Annotated in this window: 16 protein-coding genes; 2 read left to right on the top strand and 14 right to left on the bottom strand. The window is 40.4% G+C overall.

Features of this window, described 5'->3' with window-relative positions; genetic code table 11:
* Window positions 1-47: 47 nt before the first annotated feature.
* From O0550_RS04575 to O0550_RS04545, 7 genes are all read right to left on the bottom strand, one after another.
* Entirely contained in the window at window positions 48-1094 is a 1047-nt protein-coding gene (locus O0550_RS04575; RefSeq protein WP_003336990.1) for a BMP family lipoprotein, read from the bottom strand.
* A gap of 295 nt (window positions 1095-1389) precedes the next feature.
* Window positions 1390-3768, bottom strand: coding sequence for an FtsK/SpoIIIE family DNA translocase (locus O0550_RS04570; RefSeq protein ID WP_003341294.1), 2379 nt, complete (start codon window positions 3766-3768; stop codon window positions 1390-1392).
* 194 nt (window positions 3769-3962) lie between these two features.
* Window positions 3963-4190, bottom strand: coding sequence for a YlzJ-like family protein (locus O0550_RS04565; RefSeq protein WP_003336987.1), 228 nt, complete (start codon window positions 4188-4190; stop codon window positions 3963-3965).
* The gene (locus O0550_RS04560; RefSeq protein WP_003336986.1) at window positions 4187-5017 is read right to left on the bottom strand and encodes a ClpP family protease; all 831 of its coding nucleotides are present in this window, start codon (window positions 5015-5017) and stop codon (window positions 4187-4189) included. Before O0550_RS04560 ends, O0550_RS04565 begins: the two co-directional genes overlap by 4 nt.
* Window positions 5018-5201: 184 nt before the next feature.
* Window positions 5202-5555: a YxeA family protein gene (locus O0550_RS04555; protein ID WP_003341300.1), complete on the bottom strand. Its 354-nt coding sequence runs from the start codon at window positions 5553-5555 to the stop codon at window positions 5202-5204.
* 115 nt (window positions 5556-5670) lie between these two features.
* Window positions 5671-6714 (bottom strand): PdaC/SigV domain-containing protein, encoded by a 1044-nt coding sequence (locus O0550_RS04550; RefSeq protein ID WP_258425688.1) that lies wholly within the window; start codon window positions 6712-6714, stop codon window positions 5671-5673.
* 489 nt (window positions 6715-7203) lie between these two features.
* Entirely contained in the window at window positions 7204-8436 is a 1233-nt protein-coding gene (locus O0550_RS04545; RefSeq protein WP_258425687.1) for a macrolide family glycosyltransferase, read from the bottom strand.
* Window positions 8437-8878: 442 nt separating this feature from the next.
* Here O0550_RS04545 and O0550_RS04540 point away from each other — a divergent pair, with 442 nt between their 5' ends.
* Window positions 8879-9040, top strand: a complete 162-nt coding sequence (locus O0550_RS04540; protein ID WP_258425744.1) for a putative glycolipid-binding domain-containing protein — start codon at window positions 8879-8881, stop codon at window positions 9038-9040.
* On the top strand, window positions 8985-9452 hold the full coding sequence (locus tag O0550_RS04535) for a putative glycolipid-binding domain-containing protein (protein ID WP_258425686.1): 468 nt from the start codon (window positions 8985-8987) through the stop codon (window positions 9450-9452). The genes O0550_RS04540 and O0550_RS04535 overlap by 56 nt, the downstream gene beginning before the upstream one ends.
* A 347-nt stretch (window positions 9453-9799) precedes the next feature.
* On the opposite strand, the gene O0550_RS04530 is transcribed toward O0550_RS04535, so the two are convergent.
* From O0550_RS04530 to dpsA, 7 genes are all read right to left on the bottom strand, one after another.
* On the bottom strand, window positions 9800-10018 hold the full coding sequence (locus O0550_RS04530) for a helix-hairpin-helix domain-containing protein (protein ID WP_003341314.1): 219 nt from the start codon (window positions 10016-10018) through the stop codon (window positions 9800-9802).
* 598 nt (window positions 10019-10616) lie between these two features.
* A complete protein-coding gene (locus O0550_RS04525; protein WP_003336978.1) occupies window positions 10617-12296 on the bottom strand; it encodes a ribonuclease J in 1680 nt (559 codons plus the stop codon).
* A 411-nt stretch (window positions 12297-12707) separates the two neighbouring features.
* Window positions 12708-13571, bottom strand: coding sequence for a 4-hydroxy-tetrahydrodipicolinate synthase (gene dapA / locus O0550_RS04520; protein WP_003341321.1), 864 nt, complete (start codon window positions 13569-13571; stop codon window positions 12708-12710).
* 58 nt (window positions 13572-13629) lie between these two features.
* Window positions 13630-14856 (bottom strand): aspartate kinase, encoded by a 1227-nt coding sequence (gene dapG / locus O0550_RS04515; protein ID WP_003336976.1) that lies wholly within the window; start codon window positions 14854-14856, stop codon window positions 13630-13632.
* 13 nt (window positions 14857-14869) lie between these two features.
* Window positions 14870-15910, bottom strand: a complete 1041-nt coding sequence (locus tag O0550_RS04510; RefSeq protein WP_258425685.1) for an aspartate-semialdehyde dehydrogenase — start codon at window positions 15908-15910, stop codon at window positions 14870-14872.
* A gap of 32 nt (window positions 15911-15942) precedes the next feature.
* Complete coding sequence (locus O0550_RS04505; RefSeq protein ID WP_003336974.1) at window positions 15943-16539, bottom strand: dipicolinate synthase subunit B; 597 nt, start codon at window positions 16537-16539, stop codon at window positions 15943-15945.
* Window positions 16526-17434, bottom strand: a complete 909-nt coding sequence (gene dpsA / locus O0550_RS04500) for a dipicolinate synthase subunit DpsA (protein ID WP_258425684.1) — start codon at window positions 17432-17434, stop codon at window positions 16526-16528. The genes O0550_RS04505 and dpsA overlap by 14 nt, the downstream gene beginning before the upstream one ends.
* Window positions 17435-17496: the final 62 nt, after the last annotated feature.

The raw sequence follows: 17496 nt of genomic DNA, 5'->3' as shown, positions 1-17496 counted from the left end.
CTAGCCTTGTTGCTTATTTTCTTCAACAAATAAAATAACTAGATCAATTACTTAACAGCTTTTTCTGGAACTTTAATTTCGCCACTTACGATTTTTGCTTTAAATTCATCAACTTTTTTCAGAACTTCAGCTGGCACATTGATAGTAGAAGTAGATGCTAAACCTACGCCGTCTTCAGCGATACCTAGGTTAACAACTTTTCCACCTTCCCATTTGCCTTCAGCCATATCTTTGGAAACTTTGTAAACAGCTTCGTCTACTTTTTTCACCATAGAAGTTAAAGTGATTTCGTTACCAAAGTTAAGAGATTGGTCTTTGTCTACACCGATAACCCAAACATTTTCGCCTTTTTTCTTACGATCAGCAGCTTCGTTGAATACACCGTCACCAGTAGCACCAGAAGCATGGAAGATGATATCTACACCCTGTGCATACATACCAGAAGCAGTGGATTTACCTTGGTCTGGCTTATCAAATGCACCTGTGTAGATAGATATTACTTGAGCTTCCGGATTAGCGGCTTTTACACCAGCAAGGAAACCAGCTTCAAAACGTTCAATAACAGGAATTTTAACACCGCCTACGAAACCAATCTTTTTGGTTTTCGACATTTCAGCAGCTACAACACCTGCCAAGAAAGCACCTTCTTGCTCTTTGAACAATACGGATGCTACGTTTGGAGCATCAACTTGCGCGTCAATGATCGCTAGTTTCGAATCTGGGTTTTGGTCAGCAATTTTCTTAATTGGTTCAGCCATCATGAAACCAATACCCCATGTTAGATCCCATTTTTCCTTAACAAAGTTGTTCAAGTTTGGTACGTAGTCAGCATCGCCATTACTTTGAGCATAGTTTGTTTCAATGCCTGTGTCTTTGTTTAGTTTCTGTAGAGCTTCCCATGCACTTTGGTTAAAGGAGTTGTCGTTAACACCACCAACGTCAGTAACCATACCAACCTTTGCAGAAAGTTTCTTTTCTGCCGCTGGAGAAGCGCTTTCTTTACTAGGCTCAGTTGGTTGAGCTTTACCGCAACCAGTTAGCACTAGTGAAAGACTCAGGGTTGCCACGGAAAGAACAGATAGGATCTTTTTCATGCTTGTGATACCCCCAATTATCAGTTTTTATGTAGACAAGAAAATATCAGACTATCAAATTTGGGTGATGATTCAGGAGCTTGGAGAGAGCACTTCATAAATAAAAAACGATAATTTGTTTATTTTGTTCTCTACCAATTCCTATTAAGGAAAAAACACCCATTTTCGACATGATTCCAATATTTTCGCCAGCCCGTAGAAATTTTACCCCATGTAAGAAGCGATATGCAAGCGAATTTTTTATTCTATCATTCGGAATATGTTAGTTTTCTTACTCTTTAACATAAAAAACCTTTTAAGAGATTTGTGATTCAGATGATGGTCGTGGAATTCGTACCTCTCGTGGTTTACTCCCCTCGTACGGACCAACAACTCCTTGGGCCTCCATCATATCTATAAGCCGAGCAGCTCTCGTATAGCCAACACGCAGTCTTCGTTGCAATAGAGAGGCTGATGCTGTCTGAGCTTCTGCCACAACCTGTACGGCCTGATCATACATTTCATCGTCCATGACCATTTGTGGCTCCTCGCTTATTTCCTCGGGAATCATTTCTTCACTGTATTTTGCTTCCTGCTGTTCCTTCACAAAGGATACGACATCTTCAACTTCCTTATCTGCAACAAAAGCCCCTTGTACGCGGGTTGGTTTGGAGGCTCCCATAGGTAAGAAAAGCATGTCTCCTCGCCCAAGTAATTTTTCTGCGCCTCCCATATCTAAAATCGTTCGGGAATCAGCCATAGACGAAACTCCGAAGGCAATTCGCGATGGAATGTTCGCCTTTATCACACCTGTAATGACGTCAACAGAAGGCCGCTGGGTCGCAATTAAAAGATGAATTCCAGCTGCGCGAGCCATCTGGGCTAATCGACAGATGGCATCTTCTACCTCTCCTGGAGCTACCATCATTAAATCGGCCAGCTCGTCCACTATTACAACGATATAAGGGAGGGGAGCCGTATGTTGCCCTTGTTCTGCGTTTTTCACCATCTGGTTGTACATTTCTATGTTGCGACAATTCGATTTAGAGAACAAATTGTAACGTCTTTCCATTTCTACCACTACTTTTTTTAAAGCTACAGAAGCACGTTTTGGATCAGTTACAACAGGCGCTAGCAAATGTGGTATACCATTATAAACATTAAGTTCTACCATTTTCGGATCTATCATCATTAATTTCACTTCGTTCGGTTTTGCGCGCAATAAAATACTCATAATAATCCCATTAACACATACTGATTTACCACTTCCTGTAGCTCCAGCCACCAATAAATGGGGCATTTTTGCTAAATCTGCCAAAATCGGCTCACCAGAAATATCGCGTCCTAAAGCTACAGTTAATTTGGCTTCTGAATCTTTACATTGTGGACTTTCTAAAACCTCTCGCAGTGTTACCAACGAAATCTCACTATTGGGAACCTCAATACCTATGGCAGATTTGCCGGGTATAGGAGCCTCAATTCGAATGTCTTTTGCTGCTAAGGCTAAGGCTAAGTCATCTGTTAAACTTACGATACGACTTACTTTTACCCCAGTAGCAGGTTGTACCTCATAACGTGTTACGGCTGGACCGCGATGGATTTCAGAGACAATAGCGCTCACACCAAAGCTTTTCAGCGTTTGCACTAGCTTAGCCGCATTTGAGGCGTGATCTACGTCTTTTTGTTGACCAGTGTTCTTCGGTCTTGATAGCATGGACAAATCAGGGATTATATAAGTACTTTCAAGCTGACTATCCTCTGTTTGAAAATTTACCGTCACATCCGGCATATCTTCTCCTTGAGAATCAGCCTTTGTTTTAATCGTGATCTTGGCTGATGTTTCTGTTTTGTTTGGCAGATTTGTCATTTCCTGCTCTGGGAGAGTCTCTACTCGCTCTGTGAAATCTTTTATCACAGGTGAGACCATCGCTGGTTCACTATCCATTTGCTCTTCCCAAGGGGTACTGTTATCTACAATCACTGGCGGTGGAGCCTCTATCGAACTAGCATGCTCCAAGTTTGATCCATTCCCGAGCTTTTCCTCTGATTTTTTCTTTTCTTTTTCTTCTTGTAAAAGCTGCATAGATTCTTTAACTGATTGCTTTGTTTTCATATAACCTGCGGACAGCTTGCCTCGAATGATATTGAACAGATCTACATAGGAAACCTGGAAGATAAACATGATGCCTATCAAAAAGAAGAGGCCAACAACAAGACCCGTTCCAACTGTGCCAATTAACGCATTGGTTACTGTAAATAAAATAGCTCCGATCATTCCCCCGCCGACGCTTACGGTCGATACTCTCTGCTTCTGATCCTCTAAAATTCTCTCCCAAGTGAGCTGAATCATATTTTGATCGAAACGTCCATTACCGGATAAAAGCTCATATAACAGCAGATGGTCCCATAATAGAATTCCCATGAAAATGATGAAAAAACCGAACATTCTTGGACTCATTCTGGGGAGTTTTCGAACGAACATCATATATACAGAAATCACAATAAGGGCAACAGGTATCAGAAAATCCCATGATCCTGCAAACATGCGAAATAAAAAGGAAAGGACTCTTTGACCTAACCAACCACTCTCCAAAAGACCGATCACACTGAGACAGATTATAATAAGACCAATCAGTTCCAGCTTAATGATCGAGGCCCATGCCGATGGGGATGTTTTTCTCTTTCTTCTACTCATGGCACGCTTGCCTCCTTTACGTATGATTACTTTTGCTTTTCCAGTCCCCTTGTAACATTCCCTTTTGACAGCGAGAATCCCTGCTTTAAGGGAACAAAAACAGCCGGAGTTGGTGCGTCCGGCTGTTTTTGCTATCTTAATTAGTATACCACAGGAAATTGTTACAAATACAAACTACTAACAAAATTCCTTTATTAATCAAATGAAGGACGAAATTTAACTGTTTGCCCAGGTGCATAGGCTGGATTGACATAGTCATGAGGATTAGGACTAATCAGACGGACAATTTTTCCTTCATAGGAATTAATAGGCTCTACCAGCATGACTGCCGCTCCCATTTGGATTTCCTGAATTTGCTGCTTTTCCACCTGCTCCTGGTTATCAAATATGAGCTCCATTGGCATAACAGAGTAAATAATCATTGAAGCACACCCTCTTTATTACGTTTTTCCTCAATAAGTTCATTTAGTTTCTTTAACGCTTTCCCAAGTCCACCTACTTCATTAATTAAGCCATATTTAACCGCATCAGAGCCAATTACATTCGTTCCAATATCTCGGGTTAATTCACCTGTACGTAGCATGAGATCACGGAATTTCTCCTCTGTAATATCCGAATTACGAGCGACAAATGAAACTACTCTATCCTGCATTTTATCCAGATACTCAAAGGTTTGTGGTACACCAATAACAAGCCCCGTTAATCGAATCGGATGGATTGTCATTGTCGCTGTCTCAGCAATATAGGAGTAATCACCTGCAACAGAAATTGGCACACCGATAGAATGCCCACCACCAAGTACGAGGGTAACAACAGGCTTCGATAAGGATGAAATCATTTCGGCTAAAGCAAGGCCCGCTTCAACATCGCCACCCACTGTATTTAAGATAACCATAACACCTTCAACCTTTTGGTTTTGTTCTGCTGCAACCAATTGGGGAATGATATGCTCGTATTTCGTTGTTTTATTCTGAGGGGGTAATTGAATATGCCCCTCTATTTGGCCGATGATTGTTAGGCAGTAAATATTGCTTTCCAATTGAGGTACGTTAGTCTGGCCAAGCTGAGTAATATTGTCTATTAGACGTTTTTTAACCTCATCTGAAGGCTCCTGCTGTGGTGCTGGCGTATCTGGCTGCTCTTGAGATCTTGAGCGGTCTGGTTGTATTTGGGGTGTTTGAGGACTTTCCTCATTATTGGTTCTATTCATTGTAAATGGGGGCTTACGCAAATAATCTTTAGGATCCATCTGGCTAACGACCTCCTTTATGCTAGTTGTAGTATGGGTTAGCCCTACCGAATTCATGCATTGATGGAAAAGCTAACCTGCTTATAAAATTGTTTCACATGAGTCAAATCCTTGTAAAAAAACACTCCTGTCATATTTGATGGCATATTCAGCCAATCATCCATGACAGGAGTGTTTTTATCGTCTATTTACTTTCTAAGCCTTTATTTAATTTTTCGCTTGCCTTAGCAGGAATCTCTGATATTTGTACCTCAGTATAGGAAACTACTCCATCAGGCTTCACATACAATTTAAGATACGCCTTTTGACGCAATTGTTTAAGACCAGTAAATGTAATCGTCTTTTCCATTCCATCCTTATCATATCCGGTTAACGTATACTCGTACGAGTCTGTATTTGACATGTGTTTACCTTCTCCAATGATCTGAACATAATAAAGGTCTGCACCTATTTTTTTGAATCGATTGTCTTCAAAAAGATAATACAAACCGCCTAAAACGATCAAGAAAACTAAGATTCTAATAATTGCCTTCTTCATTTTCATTCTCCTCTATACGAATTCTCTTGCGATCAGTATAAGGGAGTTTTGGCCAATGTAACATTGAATATCCTTTCATCAATATTACATTTTTGTAAGATAAGGCATGTATCTGCTATCTAGAGACCATTGATCCTTTTAAAAGGGAAGCAAGCGGGAAAGCAAATTCAGGAATCCCCGCAGCATAAGGAGTATACTCATATAAACCAAAATAAATGATTACGGAATCTCCTTTGATATAAAACGCTTGTTGCTCATTAATCGTTTCGAACGGTGTTAGTAAATACCCATATTTTTGTTGAAATTGTCTCTTTATTTGTTGTGAAATCTCTACTTTATAATCAGGATTTTCTTTGAAAAGGTCTTGCAGTGAAAGAATTTTACCTGTTTTGATATCGATTGTGTAAGCAACCCGATCAACCATTCCGTGTGCTCCACCCGTATATGTATACTGATCAAAAACGACGCTAATGAATCCGTTTTGATTATAGGTAATCTCGTAATCAAGTGAGTAATCATAAGGATTTTCACCCTCTCTGATCTCCATAGAAGCTTGAGAACCCATTTCAAAGGTTTCAAGTGCAACCTTTTCTAGCTGATCGTTTATTTTCCGTTGAATTTCTACATTGGAAGAAAGCCATTTTAATTGCGGATATTGTATCGATACGTTTGTATGATTTCTGTTAATTTTCAGTTCTTTATTCTCGAATTGCAGGTCATTTTCGGATACAAAATGGGTGCTTACAGCTTTCGTAACGGAATTCTGTGAAATAGAAAAACCCATGTTTTCACAAATAACCCGCAATGGTACCAGTATGGAAGAGTCTTTGATTCGAGGGGCTTCCTCCATAAACAGCTTATGTCCATTTACGAGATAGGCATTATCTTCTACCTTCATTACGATTTCCTTTTTTGAAGATAGGATTGAAATACGTTTTGTTTGGGGCTCGTAGTATACATGAAATCGGAAATCGTTGCGTAACGTATCTAATGTTACAAATGTAGTTCCCTTGATGACTTCTCCGGCGCTTCTAAGCAGTTTGGTGTCGACCAATACATCAATCTGCTTAGTAGATTCTGCCCAGACGGAATTTGCACCGAACGTAACGCAATGAAGCATTGCTGCTACCATCAAAATATACCCTCTTACTTTTCTCATACAAGATTCTCCTTTATGTACAGAACGATTCCTTCTTTTTACCATGACGCGAAAAGGACAGTATATCACATGTGATGCTTGCTTGTACTCCTTCATTAGCATTTCACATACCTCGGTACAGCTTTTATTATTACTTTTCCAGGTTAACTTCTCATTCTAAAAACAACGACCCATCAACGAAATCTTGACAGGTCGTTCATACTGTATCCCTGTTCCCACAGGCCATATATTTTATGCCTCTGTAAGAAGAAATGATTAGACTACCTGCCTGACTTCTACATTTATTCACCCTTAACCACTTCTGTCGCTTCCAATGCTAGCATGTCATATTGCAGCCGAATCAACTAACTAGATCGAAGCGATTTAATCAGCAGTCTGATCAGTACGTCCTATTCGAGATGGAACTAAAAGACTTATTTATCAGACTTATATGGATTTATTTTAAATTCATCCTGCCCAAAATTTTATTCCACATCGGTTACAAATAAATTACCTTTTTGTTATGGTACGAGTAAATTTGAACACTTCATCCGCTGCCCTTTGACGCCCTCCAGACTTATGAAATGACTGACTGATTTTTTTTGCCTTTTCCTGATAAATCGGATTTTCTAAAACCTCGTGAACAGCTTGTTTAATATCCTCTGATGATAGATTTTCAAAATCTAACAAAACCCCTGCTCCAAGCTCCTTCACCCGTCGTGCTATCATAGGTTGATCATTAACAATGGGCAGCATAACTAACGGTACCTCAAAATAAAGTGATTCACTTATGCTATTCATCCCACAATGGCTAATAAACACATTTGTGTGACGTAATACATCTATTTGAGGAACATAATGACGCACAATAAAGTTATCTGGTATATCCCCTAATTCTTCCATTGTTGTATTCTTGCCAATGCTAAGTACTACCTTACCATCCACGTCTTTTAAAGCCGTAAAGCATTTTTGATAAAGCTCTAGCTGTTGGTTTACGATCGTTCCCATAGAGATGAAGATGACTTGTTTTCCTTTCAACTCATCAATGGGAAAATCACCAAGGTGACTGCTATCTGGTATGGAAGGACCTACAAAAATATAGTTGTCATTAAACTGTTCACTATTTCTCTGGAAATAAGAAGAAGTGAACACAATATTTAAATCAACTGGCCCAGGATTCGATAAAAAAAATCCCGGAAATGGAACTTTATATTTGTTTTCTAATTGCTTTTTACATTCTTGTATTTTTTCCAATTGTAAAAAGTTTTGAAGCGTAGCCAGCCTCTCTAGCTTCCCTTTTTCATCATCTGAGTCTGTTAGTGTCATATTTTCATGAGGATCATTTGAAAATGCAAATGTAGTCCAAGTAGCAATGGATAATAACTTACATTGGTGAGCAATCCAAGTACCTACCATCGTTTGTGCATCGTATAAGAGATAGTCATATGTCTCATTCGTAATTTCGTTTTGTATGGTATCCGTTATCATTTCCATGGCATGTAGAAATTGTAGGAAAAACTCCACCGGCTGTGAATTAATCAGATTACTAATTTCTTGAAGTATTTCTTGCGCCCTTTGATTCACAGGCCGAAATATAGCTCCTGTTCGTTCAATTTTCTCTTGAAAATGATTGGACGAATAATAGACAATCTGCTCCCCGCGCTTTACTAAATCTGTTACTAGCCCTAACGTTGGATTTACATGACCTTCTCCCAACATACTGATATATAGTGCCTTTGCCATTTGCTTCCCTCCCATAATAAAGGTTGTTCTACTCCCCATTCCGTTTTTTTACAGGATGCCCACGGAAATTCGTTAGAACTGCTGCTTGTGAATGAAGCTCCCTATAAAACTAAACGTAGTTATTATTTGTTTGGATTATAACAAACAGTTTCATTTTTTGTCTACATTTTATTCACATCCCTTTCGTTCCGTATTCTTACGTCTTAGCTATTTACAGTTTTGAATTTCTAATAGATTCAGTTCATGAAATTACAGAGAAAATGAATTTGCGTAGATAAAAAAGCAAGTAGGCTTACGTTTTTTTAAAAACACCATCTATTTAATGGTACAATTCTAAATAGATAGATAACTAAAGCGAAAGTACCAATCTCTACGATTTGCTCGTTTTACTTGCATTCTTATTAGGAAAAGGTAGTGAAATTAGCTTATAGGAGGACGTATTATGGCAACAGCAACAGATATTTTTTGGAGACCAATCATCGGAAGCGGCTATGAACATTTGCGATTAGTAAAAGACGATCACAAGATAACGGTTGACAGTTTAGTAATTGGGAAAGACAGACGAGGGTGCAATTTTTCGTGTACAATATCAAATTATTCTTGACACGAATTGGATCGTCCGCAAAGTGACCATACAGTGTATTGGCAAAGAACAATCCCTGATACTGACCTCTAATGGGAAAGGAGAATGGCGGGATGCGCATGGAAAGGTCATCTCCGCTTTAGCAGGATGTATTGATATCGACATATCCTGTACCCCATTTACGAATACACTCCCTATCAATCGCTTAGAGCATACCCTCTCTACTCCACAGGAAATCTCTGTAGTTTACATATCAGTACCCGATCTATGTTATCGTCAGGTAAAACAGACCTATTCTCTGATGAAAACAAACCAAACTGAATCGATTTTTACCTATCAAAGTGGAAGTTTTATAGAAAATATCAAGGTAGATACTGATGGAATCGTCACAGAGTATCCGCAATTGTTTTTGCGTGAATTAGCCCATACTTAAAAATGTGATTATCCTATATAACGTTGCGTCAAATCATATAGCTTTTGAATAGCTGCATTCTGAACAATGACCTAGGCCTACTAATGAATTAGCATAAGTAGGCTTAGATTTTATGTTTTCAAATGCAGGCAGGCACTCGTTAATTTGCACTGAGTAAAAAGGGAAATAAGCTATTTTCCTTACACTAGCAATAACTAATTTTTCAGCTAATACGGGATCATTTCATACCGACAAACCTCACAGTCCCCTTGTTTGTTGTATGAAAAATCTTTTAAGCTGAGCTTGAGATCCTGATAGCCATACAATAAGCCTATTTTTACTGAATCGAAGCCAAATGTATCCACAGCTCAAATCTCTTTGGCAAATGATAATCCCTTGTCAGCTAAAGCGCGACGGATTTGATCCATTGCTTTTGGACCCATACCATGTAGCTTCATCACCTCGGCTTCACTTCGTAGTGTAAATTGTTCTAGCCGGAAATAGCCTGCCCCTTCGAGTGCTCGTCTTGCCGGCTTGGCTAGCGTACTAGGTAAATCACTTTGTGTTTCATGATCATTCTGAGCCATCAGTAACCCCCTCTCTCCTCCTTATTGAATCCCTCTTACAATTTCATTCTATTCTAGTTGAGCTCTTCATTATTTATAAAAGATTTCAAAAAGGATTAGACAAGCTTCTTTTTGAAATATTCCTTCCAAATGCATGCAACATAGGTGCATTACTCAGGTCTGACTAGCTTCGTTAACGAAAGTTATTTTTGTAATATATTTACATTATATAATTTTTCTGTATATAATAAATCATATCGAATGATCTGTCTACAGTGGCCCCGATGATATATAGAGTCAGGCTAACGTCATAACAGTCATTTATTATTTGCACCTATTAGTTGGGATGTTGACATTATCTAGTAAGATATCCCCTCCACTATCCGAAAATAGCTCGTGTGTTTTCGTAATCATGATTTCTCTTTGCTCATAGGAATTCATACGATCATACTTACTCCCTACATCAAATCTGGTTTTAAACTCTTCCATTTCCTTGTATCATGATCCACTCCTTTCTTTTTTATTTATAGTTGAAGCTGTTTAAATACCTTTTTCAAAACAAAAAGCCGAAAACCCTTGCTGTGCAAGGATTTCCGACTCTTTAACTTCATGTCTGGAATTACACTTCCATGATGATAGGTAAAATCATTGGTCTTCTACGTGTTTGTTCGTATAAATAACGTCCAAGTGTATCTTTTACATTATTTTTCAGCGATGACCATTCATTTACTTTTTCATCCATACATTTTTGCAGAGTTTGGGCTACGATACGATTTGCCTCTTCCATCAATTCTTCCGACTCACGTACATATACGAAGCCACGAGAGATGATATCAGGTCCAGACACGATAGTACCATGTTGTTTACTGAGGGTAACGACAACAACCAGAATTCCATCTTGGGATAATAATTTTCGATCACGTAAAACGATGTTACCTACATCGCCTACGCCCAGTCCATCAATAAGAACGTTGCCAGCATGCACTTTAGGACCGTATCTTGCCTGACCCTTTGCAATTTCCACGGTATCTCCATTATCGAGTAAGAAGATATTCTCAGATGCTACTCCCACCTGTTCAGCAAGTATTGCATGCATACGCTGCATACGATACTCCCCGTGAATCGGGATAAAGTATTTAGGTTTCATCAGGTTAAGCATTAAACGTAGCTCTTCCTGGCTTCCATGTCCAGATACGTGTACAGTACCATTTGGACCATGTCCTCCATAAATAACTTCTGCACCTGCTCGGCATAAGTGATCGATGGTGCGGGAAACGTATTTCTCGTTCCCTGGAATTGGTGTTGCTGCAATGATTACTGTGTCACCAGGCATCATGTCTATTTTCCGATGGGCGGATCGGGCAATGCGGGTAAGCGCTGACATAGGCTCTCCCTGACTTCCTGTTGACAGAATAACTACTTGTTCTGATGGTAATTTATTACATTCATCAATATCTACAATTACCCCTTCTGGTACATGTAAATATCCTAAATCCATACTTATAGTTATCACATTGATCATACTGCGTCCTACTAACGTTACTTTACGATTGTATTGAACAGCAGCATCAAAAACTTGTTGGATACGATGAACGTTTGATGCAAACGTGGAAACGATAATTCGCCCCTCCGCTTTATGAAAAACTTCTTTTAACGCTTTCCCTACTGAACTTTCAGATCCAGTAAAGCCTGGACGTTCTGCGTTTGTACTGTCTGATAACAAGCAGAGTACGCCTCGTTCCCCAATTTCTGCCATTTTTCCGAGATCAGCTCTTTGATTGTTTACGGGGGTTTGATCAAACTTAAAATCTCCGGTATGGACAACATAACCTTCAGGGGTTTCTAAGCAAACGCCGACTGAATCAGGAATACTATGATTTACTCTGAAAAACGTTGCAGTTAATGTACTGCCAAGACTTACTTCTGAATCACTATTGATCAAGTGACGAGTAGTTGTATTTAGGATACCCGCTTCCTTCAATTTGACATCAATCAGACCTAGCGTTAACTTTGTTGCATATACCGGCACATTAAGGTGACGCAATACGTAACTTAGTCCTCCAATATGATCTTCATGTCCGTGTGTAATAATAATTCCGCGTACTTTATCACGATTTTCTTCCAAATAGGTAATATCAGGTATTACCATATCAATCCCCAGCATTTCCTCCTCTGGGAATTTGAGACCAGCATCAATAACAACGATGTCTTCATCGGTCTCTACTACGTACATGTTCTTACCAATTTCGCCAACTCCGCCCAGGGCAAAGATAAGAACACTTTGATTCAACTTAGACAATGAATGTACCTCCTATATTTAGTTGTCAAATTACACCTCAAATTAAACCGCCCCAAATCGCTTATCCCTATTATATCCGAATTAAAAACAGGAATACAAGTAAGAAAAGCATATATATAAATTTATCTAGACATTAGTACGCCAGCTCTGAAAAGGGTTTGCGGTTTTTTCCTTTGAAATTCTGCTCTCTATTATTTGTAAAGATATGGGACAAATAAGAGGTGGACCGTACAATCCATAATCTTATAAATCATTTTGTTACCTGTAAAATACTGACTCAAGACATATGCTTTACACAAAAAATCGCTGAGTAGTCATTTAGATATGACATACCCAGCGATTTTGTCAAAACGCTATTACAATAACGGATTTCATAGGTACCAGAAGGGCTAACTCCTAAACAGCAGCAATCTACAGCCATTCATCTATATAGCTAGCTTCTTCGTCCGTCAGCTCCACAAGCGGTAAACGAACACCGCCTACCTCAATCCCTTTTTTGTTTAGCGCAGCCTTAATTGGTGTTGGATTAGGATATTTGAATGCACCTTCAAAGATCGGAACTAGCTTACGATGAAGAGCTGCTGCCCTAGAAGTATCTCCCTTGAAGAACGCATCCATCATTTCCTTCATCTCTAAACCAATTATATGGCTCGTTACGCTTACTACTCCAACTCCGCCAATAGAGAGTACCGGAATAGTTAAACCATCATCACCGCTATATAGCTCAAAGCCTTGAGGTGCACGTTCAATGATCTGTGCCATCTGGGTAAGATTACCAGACGCCTCTTTAATACATACTACATTCGGTAGTTCAGCTAAACGTAAAGTCGTGTCCGCTGTCACGTTAATTCCTGTACGTCCAGGAACATTGTATAGCATGATTGGCAGCTCTACTGCTTCACTAATTGCCTTAAAATGCTGGTACAACCCCTCTTGCGATGTACGACTGTAGTAAGGAGCCACCAGCATGATCGCATCTATACCCGTTTTTGTTGCTTCTTTTGTGAAAGCAATGGTTTCTTCTGTATCATTGCAACCTGTACCTGCGATGACCTTAACTCTACCGTTCGCTTTTTGTACACTAAAAGTAAATAAGTCAAGCTTTTCCTGTTTAGAAAGAGTTGGTGATTCTCCTGTTGTACCACTTACCACGAGTGCTTCTGAGCCTGTGTCTATTAGGTAGTTGATCAGTTTTTCTGTGCGATCCCAGTCAATTTGGCCCTTGTCATTAAAAGGCGTTACCATGGCAGTCACAATACGTCCAAAAATAGCCATGTTTTTTCATCTCTCCTCTTTCTTCCTTAATAGGCTCTCTAACTTCTGCTCTACATAACTATAATCGAGCATTAGACAAATCAAACTGCTGATGCAATGCCCGCACAGCCCTAGCCATATCCTCGTCATGCACTAGCACCCAAATGGTTGTATGTGAGTCAGCAGATTGCAGGATTTGTATCTCCTCTTTCGTAAGAGCTTCTACAATATGAGCCATAACACCTGGTACTCCTGCAATGCCAGCGCCAATTACCGACACCTTAGCACAATGAGGCATTATTTGAGGCTCATAGCCCATGTCAGCTAAGATAATCGCCGCCTTTTCAGCCATATGATCGTGTACCGTATAAGCGACACCTAATGGATTTACATTAATAAAATCAACGCTGATATTATGTTGTGCCATTGCTTTAAAAACCTGAAGCTGGGTATCATATTGTCCTTCTTTAGAGAATACCTTGATCTGTGTAATATTAGGAACATGAGCTATCCCCACTACAACTCGATCACTAAAGGATTCATTAAAACGGCCTAACTCATGTAGACTGGTAACCAATGTTCCTGGTTCGTCTGAAAATGTGGAGCGCACACGTATTGGAATATTGGTTTGCATAGCAATTTCCACAGCGCGTGGGTGAATCACCTTAGCACCTAAGTGCGCCATGTTGCAAATCTCCGTATACGTGACGGTATGAAGTGACTTAGCCTCGTCTACTATTCGTGGATCGGCCGTCATAATGCCATTTACATCTGTAAAAATATCAACCATGTCAGCTTTTAAGGCGACGCCAAGTGCTGTTGCTGTCGTATCGCTTCCTCCGCGGCCTAAAGTGGTCACTTGCCAATCTTCCGTACGACCCTGGAACCCTGGGACGATGACAACACGCCCTTGCTCAAGCTCTTGTTGAATACGATCAGGTTCAATCGTAAGGATTTGTGCGTTATTAAAATCATTAGTAGTTATGATATTAGCTTGCCCACCCGTTAAAATTGTGGACTCGATGCCTCGCTCATTAAGCATGCTGGATATGACGCAAGCGGAAATAATTTCCCCTGTATGCAATAACAGATCGTTTTCGCGCGCTCGTAGGCTGTCCCCATTTTGACGGATCAATTGTAATAGCGTGTCAGTGGCGTAAGGATCACCCTTACGCCCCATCGCTGACACAACTACTACTAAGGAAAAGCCTTCCGCCAGTGCTTTTTCAATGTGGCCAATTGCCCGATTGCGATGATCCTCCGTTGTTAAGGATGAACCCCCGAACTTTTGGACAAGTATTTTCATGAAAACCTCTCTCCTAGCTGTTGGCCTTGATAAGCTCCTCGGCAATTTGTACGGTGTTCCACGCAGCACCCTTTAATAGATTATCTGATACAACCCACATATGGATCCCACGTGGATGCGTTAAATCTCGGCGAACACGACCGACAAAAACTTCAAGCTTATCCGCAGAATCGGTAGCCAATGGATATTTTTGTTCTTCAGGGGAATCGACAAGCACAATACCAGGTGCATGTGCTAGTAAAGATTTCACTTCTTCCAGTTCATAGTCATTTTTTAATTCGACATAAACGGACTCACTGTGACCTTTTACTACAGGAATACGCACACAAGTAGCTGCAACTAAAACTTGATCGTCACCCAATATTTTCTTTGTTTCGTTTACCATCTTCATCTCTTCATACGTAAATCCATTGTCTGTGAAAACATCAATTTGCGGAATCGCGTTAAAAGCAATCTGATGATGAACGGGAAGCTTGGATACTGGCAGTACATTTGCTTCCGGCTCTTTCCCATCTAAAACATCTCTGGTTTGAGTCAACAGCTCATCGATAGCTTGAGCACCCGCACCAGATACAGCTTGATACGTAGAAACAATAATCCGATCTATTCCAAAACGGTCATAAAGAGGCTTCAATGCCGCAACCATCTGAATGGTAGAGCAGTTAGGGTTTGCAATGATTCCTTTGTGTTTGCGCGTTGCATCCATGTTAACCTCGGGCACAACCAATGGGACTTCTGGATCCATTCGATAAGCACTCGTATTGTCAATGACAACCGCTCCATAACGTACAGCATGAGGAGCTAATTCCTTACTGATCGCTCCTCCTGCACTGAACAGAGCAAAATCTACACCGATAAAGCTATCAGGTGTTGCCTCTTCAATTGTCACTTCCTGACCTTTAAACAGTACCTTTTTACCAGCCGATCTTTTTGAAGCCAATAGCTTCAGTTGACCGATTGGAAAATTTCGTTTCTCCAAAAGCTGAATCATTTGCTGTCCTACTGCTCCTGTCGCTCCCACGACTGCGACATTTACCTTCAGTTGGTTCTCCATCTTTTTCTCCTCCTAAGAGCCTGTTAGCTGCATCAATAATGGAATCTTTCTATAAGCAAAGGTTGCAACTGACGATGTTGAATAGCTAGCTCACACGTTTCCATGATGAGATCCATTCGCGCTACCAGTGAGTTTGGTTTTTTGTCAGGCGCATCCTGCCCAAACGGAACAAAATAAATATTTTTAGTGGCTAGAAGTTTTGCAATATTTGCCGCATTTAACCCCAATCCATCATTGGTTGAAATCGCCAAGACAACTGGATATAGATTGCGTAAGGTTGCTTTGGCAGCCATTAAAACAGGGCTATCTGTGAGTGCGTTCGCCAATCGGCTCGTGGTGTTACCTGTGCATGGAGCTATCACCATAACGTCAAATAGCTTGGAAGGTCCAAGCGGTTCTGCATCAGTAATAGTAGTGATAATCTCTTCGCCTGTAATCTGTTTTAATTGGTTCTGCCAATGGTTAGTCGTTCCAAAACGCGTATCAGTGGTCATCACAGTCTGGCTCGCTATGGGTACAACACGTGCTCCAGCGTCTACTAAGCGCTGAATTTGCGGCATGGTTTCTTCCAAGGTACAATGGGAACCCGTTAGCCCAAATCCAACCGTTTTTCCCCTAAGGTTGCTCATGATGCCCCCCCTGATTCTCGGCTTGCTCCGATAGAAGTCGCGCTAAGGTATTGGCAATGATTTGCCCGGCTGTTTTCGGTGCAACAATTCCAGGAAGACTTGGGGCGAGAATCGCTTTGATTCCTCGACGTTCTGCATAACGAAAATCAGTTCCACCTGGCTTAGAAGCAATATCTAGGATAAATGCAGTCTGTGGCATGTGTGCTATGATGTCTGATGTAATAATCAAATGTGGAATTGTGTTAAAGATAATGTCTACCTTTGAAACATACTGCTTAAAATCATCCAGATCAAAAGCATCAATACCCATTTCATTACTACGTGCTATGTGTTCCGGACGTTTTGCCCCAACCTTAACATGTGCTCCCAATGCATGCAAAGCTCTAGCTAATGACATACCTACTCGACCTAATCCGAGAACAATCACCTCGGAGCCATGGATCGTAATATCAGTGTTTTGGATCGCCACCATCAATGCTCCTTCCACAGTGGGAATGGAGTTGTAGATAGCCACATCATCACGGTTCAATAGCTCTTTTAGTGGGACGTTATGCAGTTTTATTAGTTCTCTGAGATAAGGCTTTGCCATCCCGGTATAGACAACGCATTTTTCTGGTAAAGCTTCAATATGCTCCTTAGATAGCTGAATGCTTTTTGTAGAAAAAATGCTTTCAATCATTCCTTTGTCATCTGTACCGACGATAGGTAGGATCAGGGCATCAACATCCATTAACACATCGCATGTTAATGGTTTTTTGTTTGCTCCTGTAAAGCTACTCTCTAAGTTATCAAAGCCAATAAGAGTAACTGTGGCGTCCAGCTGGATGCATTTTTTGATGACTTCCAGCTGACGAGCATCACCGCCAATAAAAGCAACATGTTTTCCCGTCAGCATGCCGTGTTCCCCTTTCCAAACATTTTACGCAAGATAACCTGGAAACGCAAAGAATTTTTCCG

Origin of the sequence: Brevibacillus halotolerans, from assembly GCF_026891775.1 — a bacterium.
Classification (GTDB): Bacteria; Bacillota; Bacilli; order Brevibacillales; family Brevibacillaceae; genus Brevibacillus_B; species Brevibacillus_B halotolerans.
The sequence above is the reverse complement of the archived record's forward strand: the minus strand, read 5'-3'. Positions and strand labels throughout refer to the sequence as shown.

Excerpts from the sequence above, each read along its gene's own strand:
- O0550_RS04575 (WP_003336990.1), bottom strand. The coding sequence starts at position 1,094 with ATGAAAAAGATCCTATCTGTTCTTTCCGTGGCAACCCTGAGTCTTTCA.
- O0550_RS04570 (WP_003341294.1), bottom strand. The coding sequence starts at position 3,768 with ATGAGTAGAAGAAAGAGAAAAACATCCCCATCGGCATGGGCCTCGATC.
- O0550_RS04565 (WP_003336987.1), bottom strand. The coding sequence starts at position 4,190 with ATGATTATTTACTCTGTTATGCCAATGGAGCTCATATTTGATAACCAG.
- O0550_RS04560 (WP_003336986.1), bottom strand. The coding sequence starts at position 5,017 with ATGGATCCTAAAGATTATTTGCGTAAGCCCCCATTTACAATGAATAGA.
- O0550_RS04555 (WP_003341300.1), bottom strand. The coding sequence starts at position 5,555 with ATGAAGAAGGCAATTATTAGAATCTTAGTTTTCTTGATCGTTTTAGGC.
- O0550_RS04550 (WP_258425688.1), bottom strand. The coding sequence starts at position 6,714 with ATGAGAAAAGTAAGAGGGTATATTTTGATGGTAGCAGCAATGCTTCAT.
- O0550_RS04545 (WP_258425687.1), bottom strand. The coding sequence starts at position 8,436 with ATGGCAAAGGCACTATATATCAGTATGTTGGGAGAAGGTCATGTAAAT.
- O0550_RS04540 (WP_258425744.1), top strand. The coding sequence starts at position 8,879 with ATGGCAACAGCAACAGATATTTTTTGGAGACCAATCATCGGAAGCGGC.
- O0550_RS04530 (WP_003341314.1), bottom strand. The coding sequence starts at position 10,018 with ATGGCTCAGAATGATCATGAAACACAAAGTGATTTACCTAGTACGCTA.
- dapA (WP_003341321.1), bottom strand. The coding sequence starts at position 13,571 with ATGGCTATTTTTGGACGTATTGTGACTGCCATGGTAACGCCTTTTAAT.
- dapG (WP_003336976.1), bottom strand. The coding sequence starts at position 14,856 with ATGAAAATACTTGTCCAAAAGTTCGGGGGTTCATCCTTAACAACGGAG.
- O0550_RS04510 (WP_258425685.1), bottom strand. The coding sequence starts at position 15,910 with ATGGAGAACCAACTGAAGGTAAATGTCGCAGTCGTGGGAGCGACAGGA.
- O0550_RS04505 (WP_003336974.1), bottom strand. The coding sequence starts at position 16,539 with ATGAGCAACCTTAGGGGAAAAACGGTTGGATTTGGGCTAACGGGTTCC.
- dpsA (WP_258425684.1), bottom strand. The coding sequence starts at position 17,434 with ATGCTGACGGGAAAACATGTTGCTTTTATTGGCGGTGATGCTCGTCAG.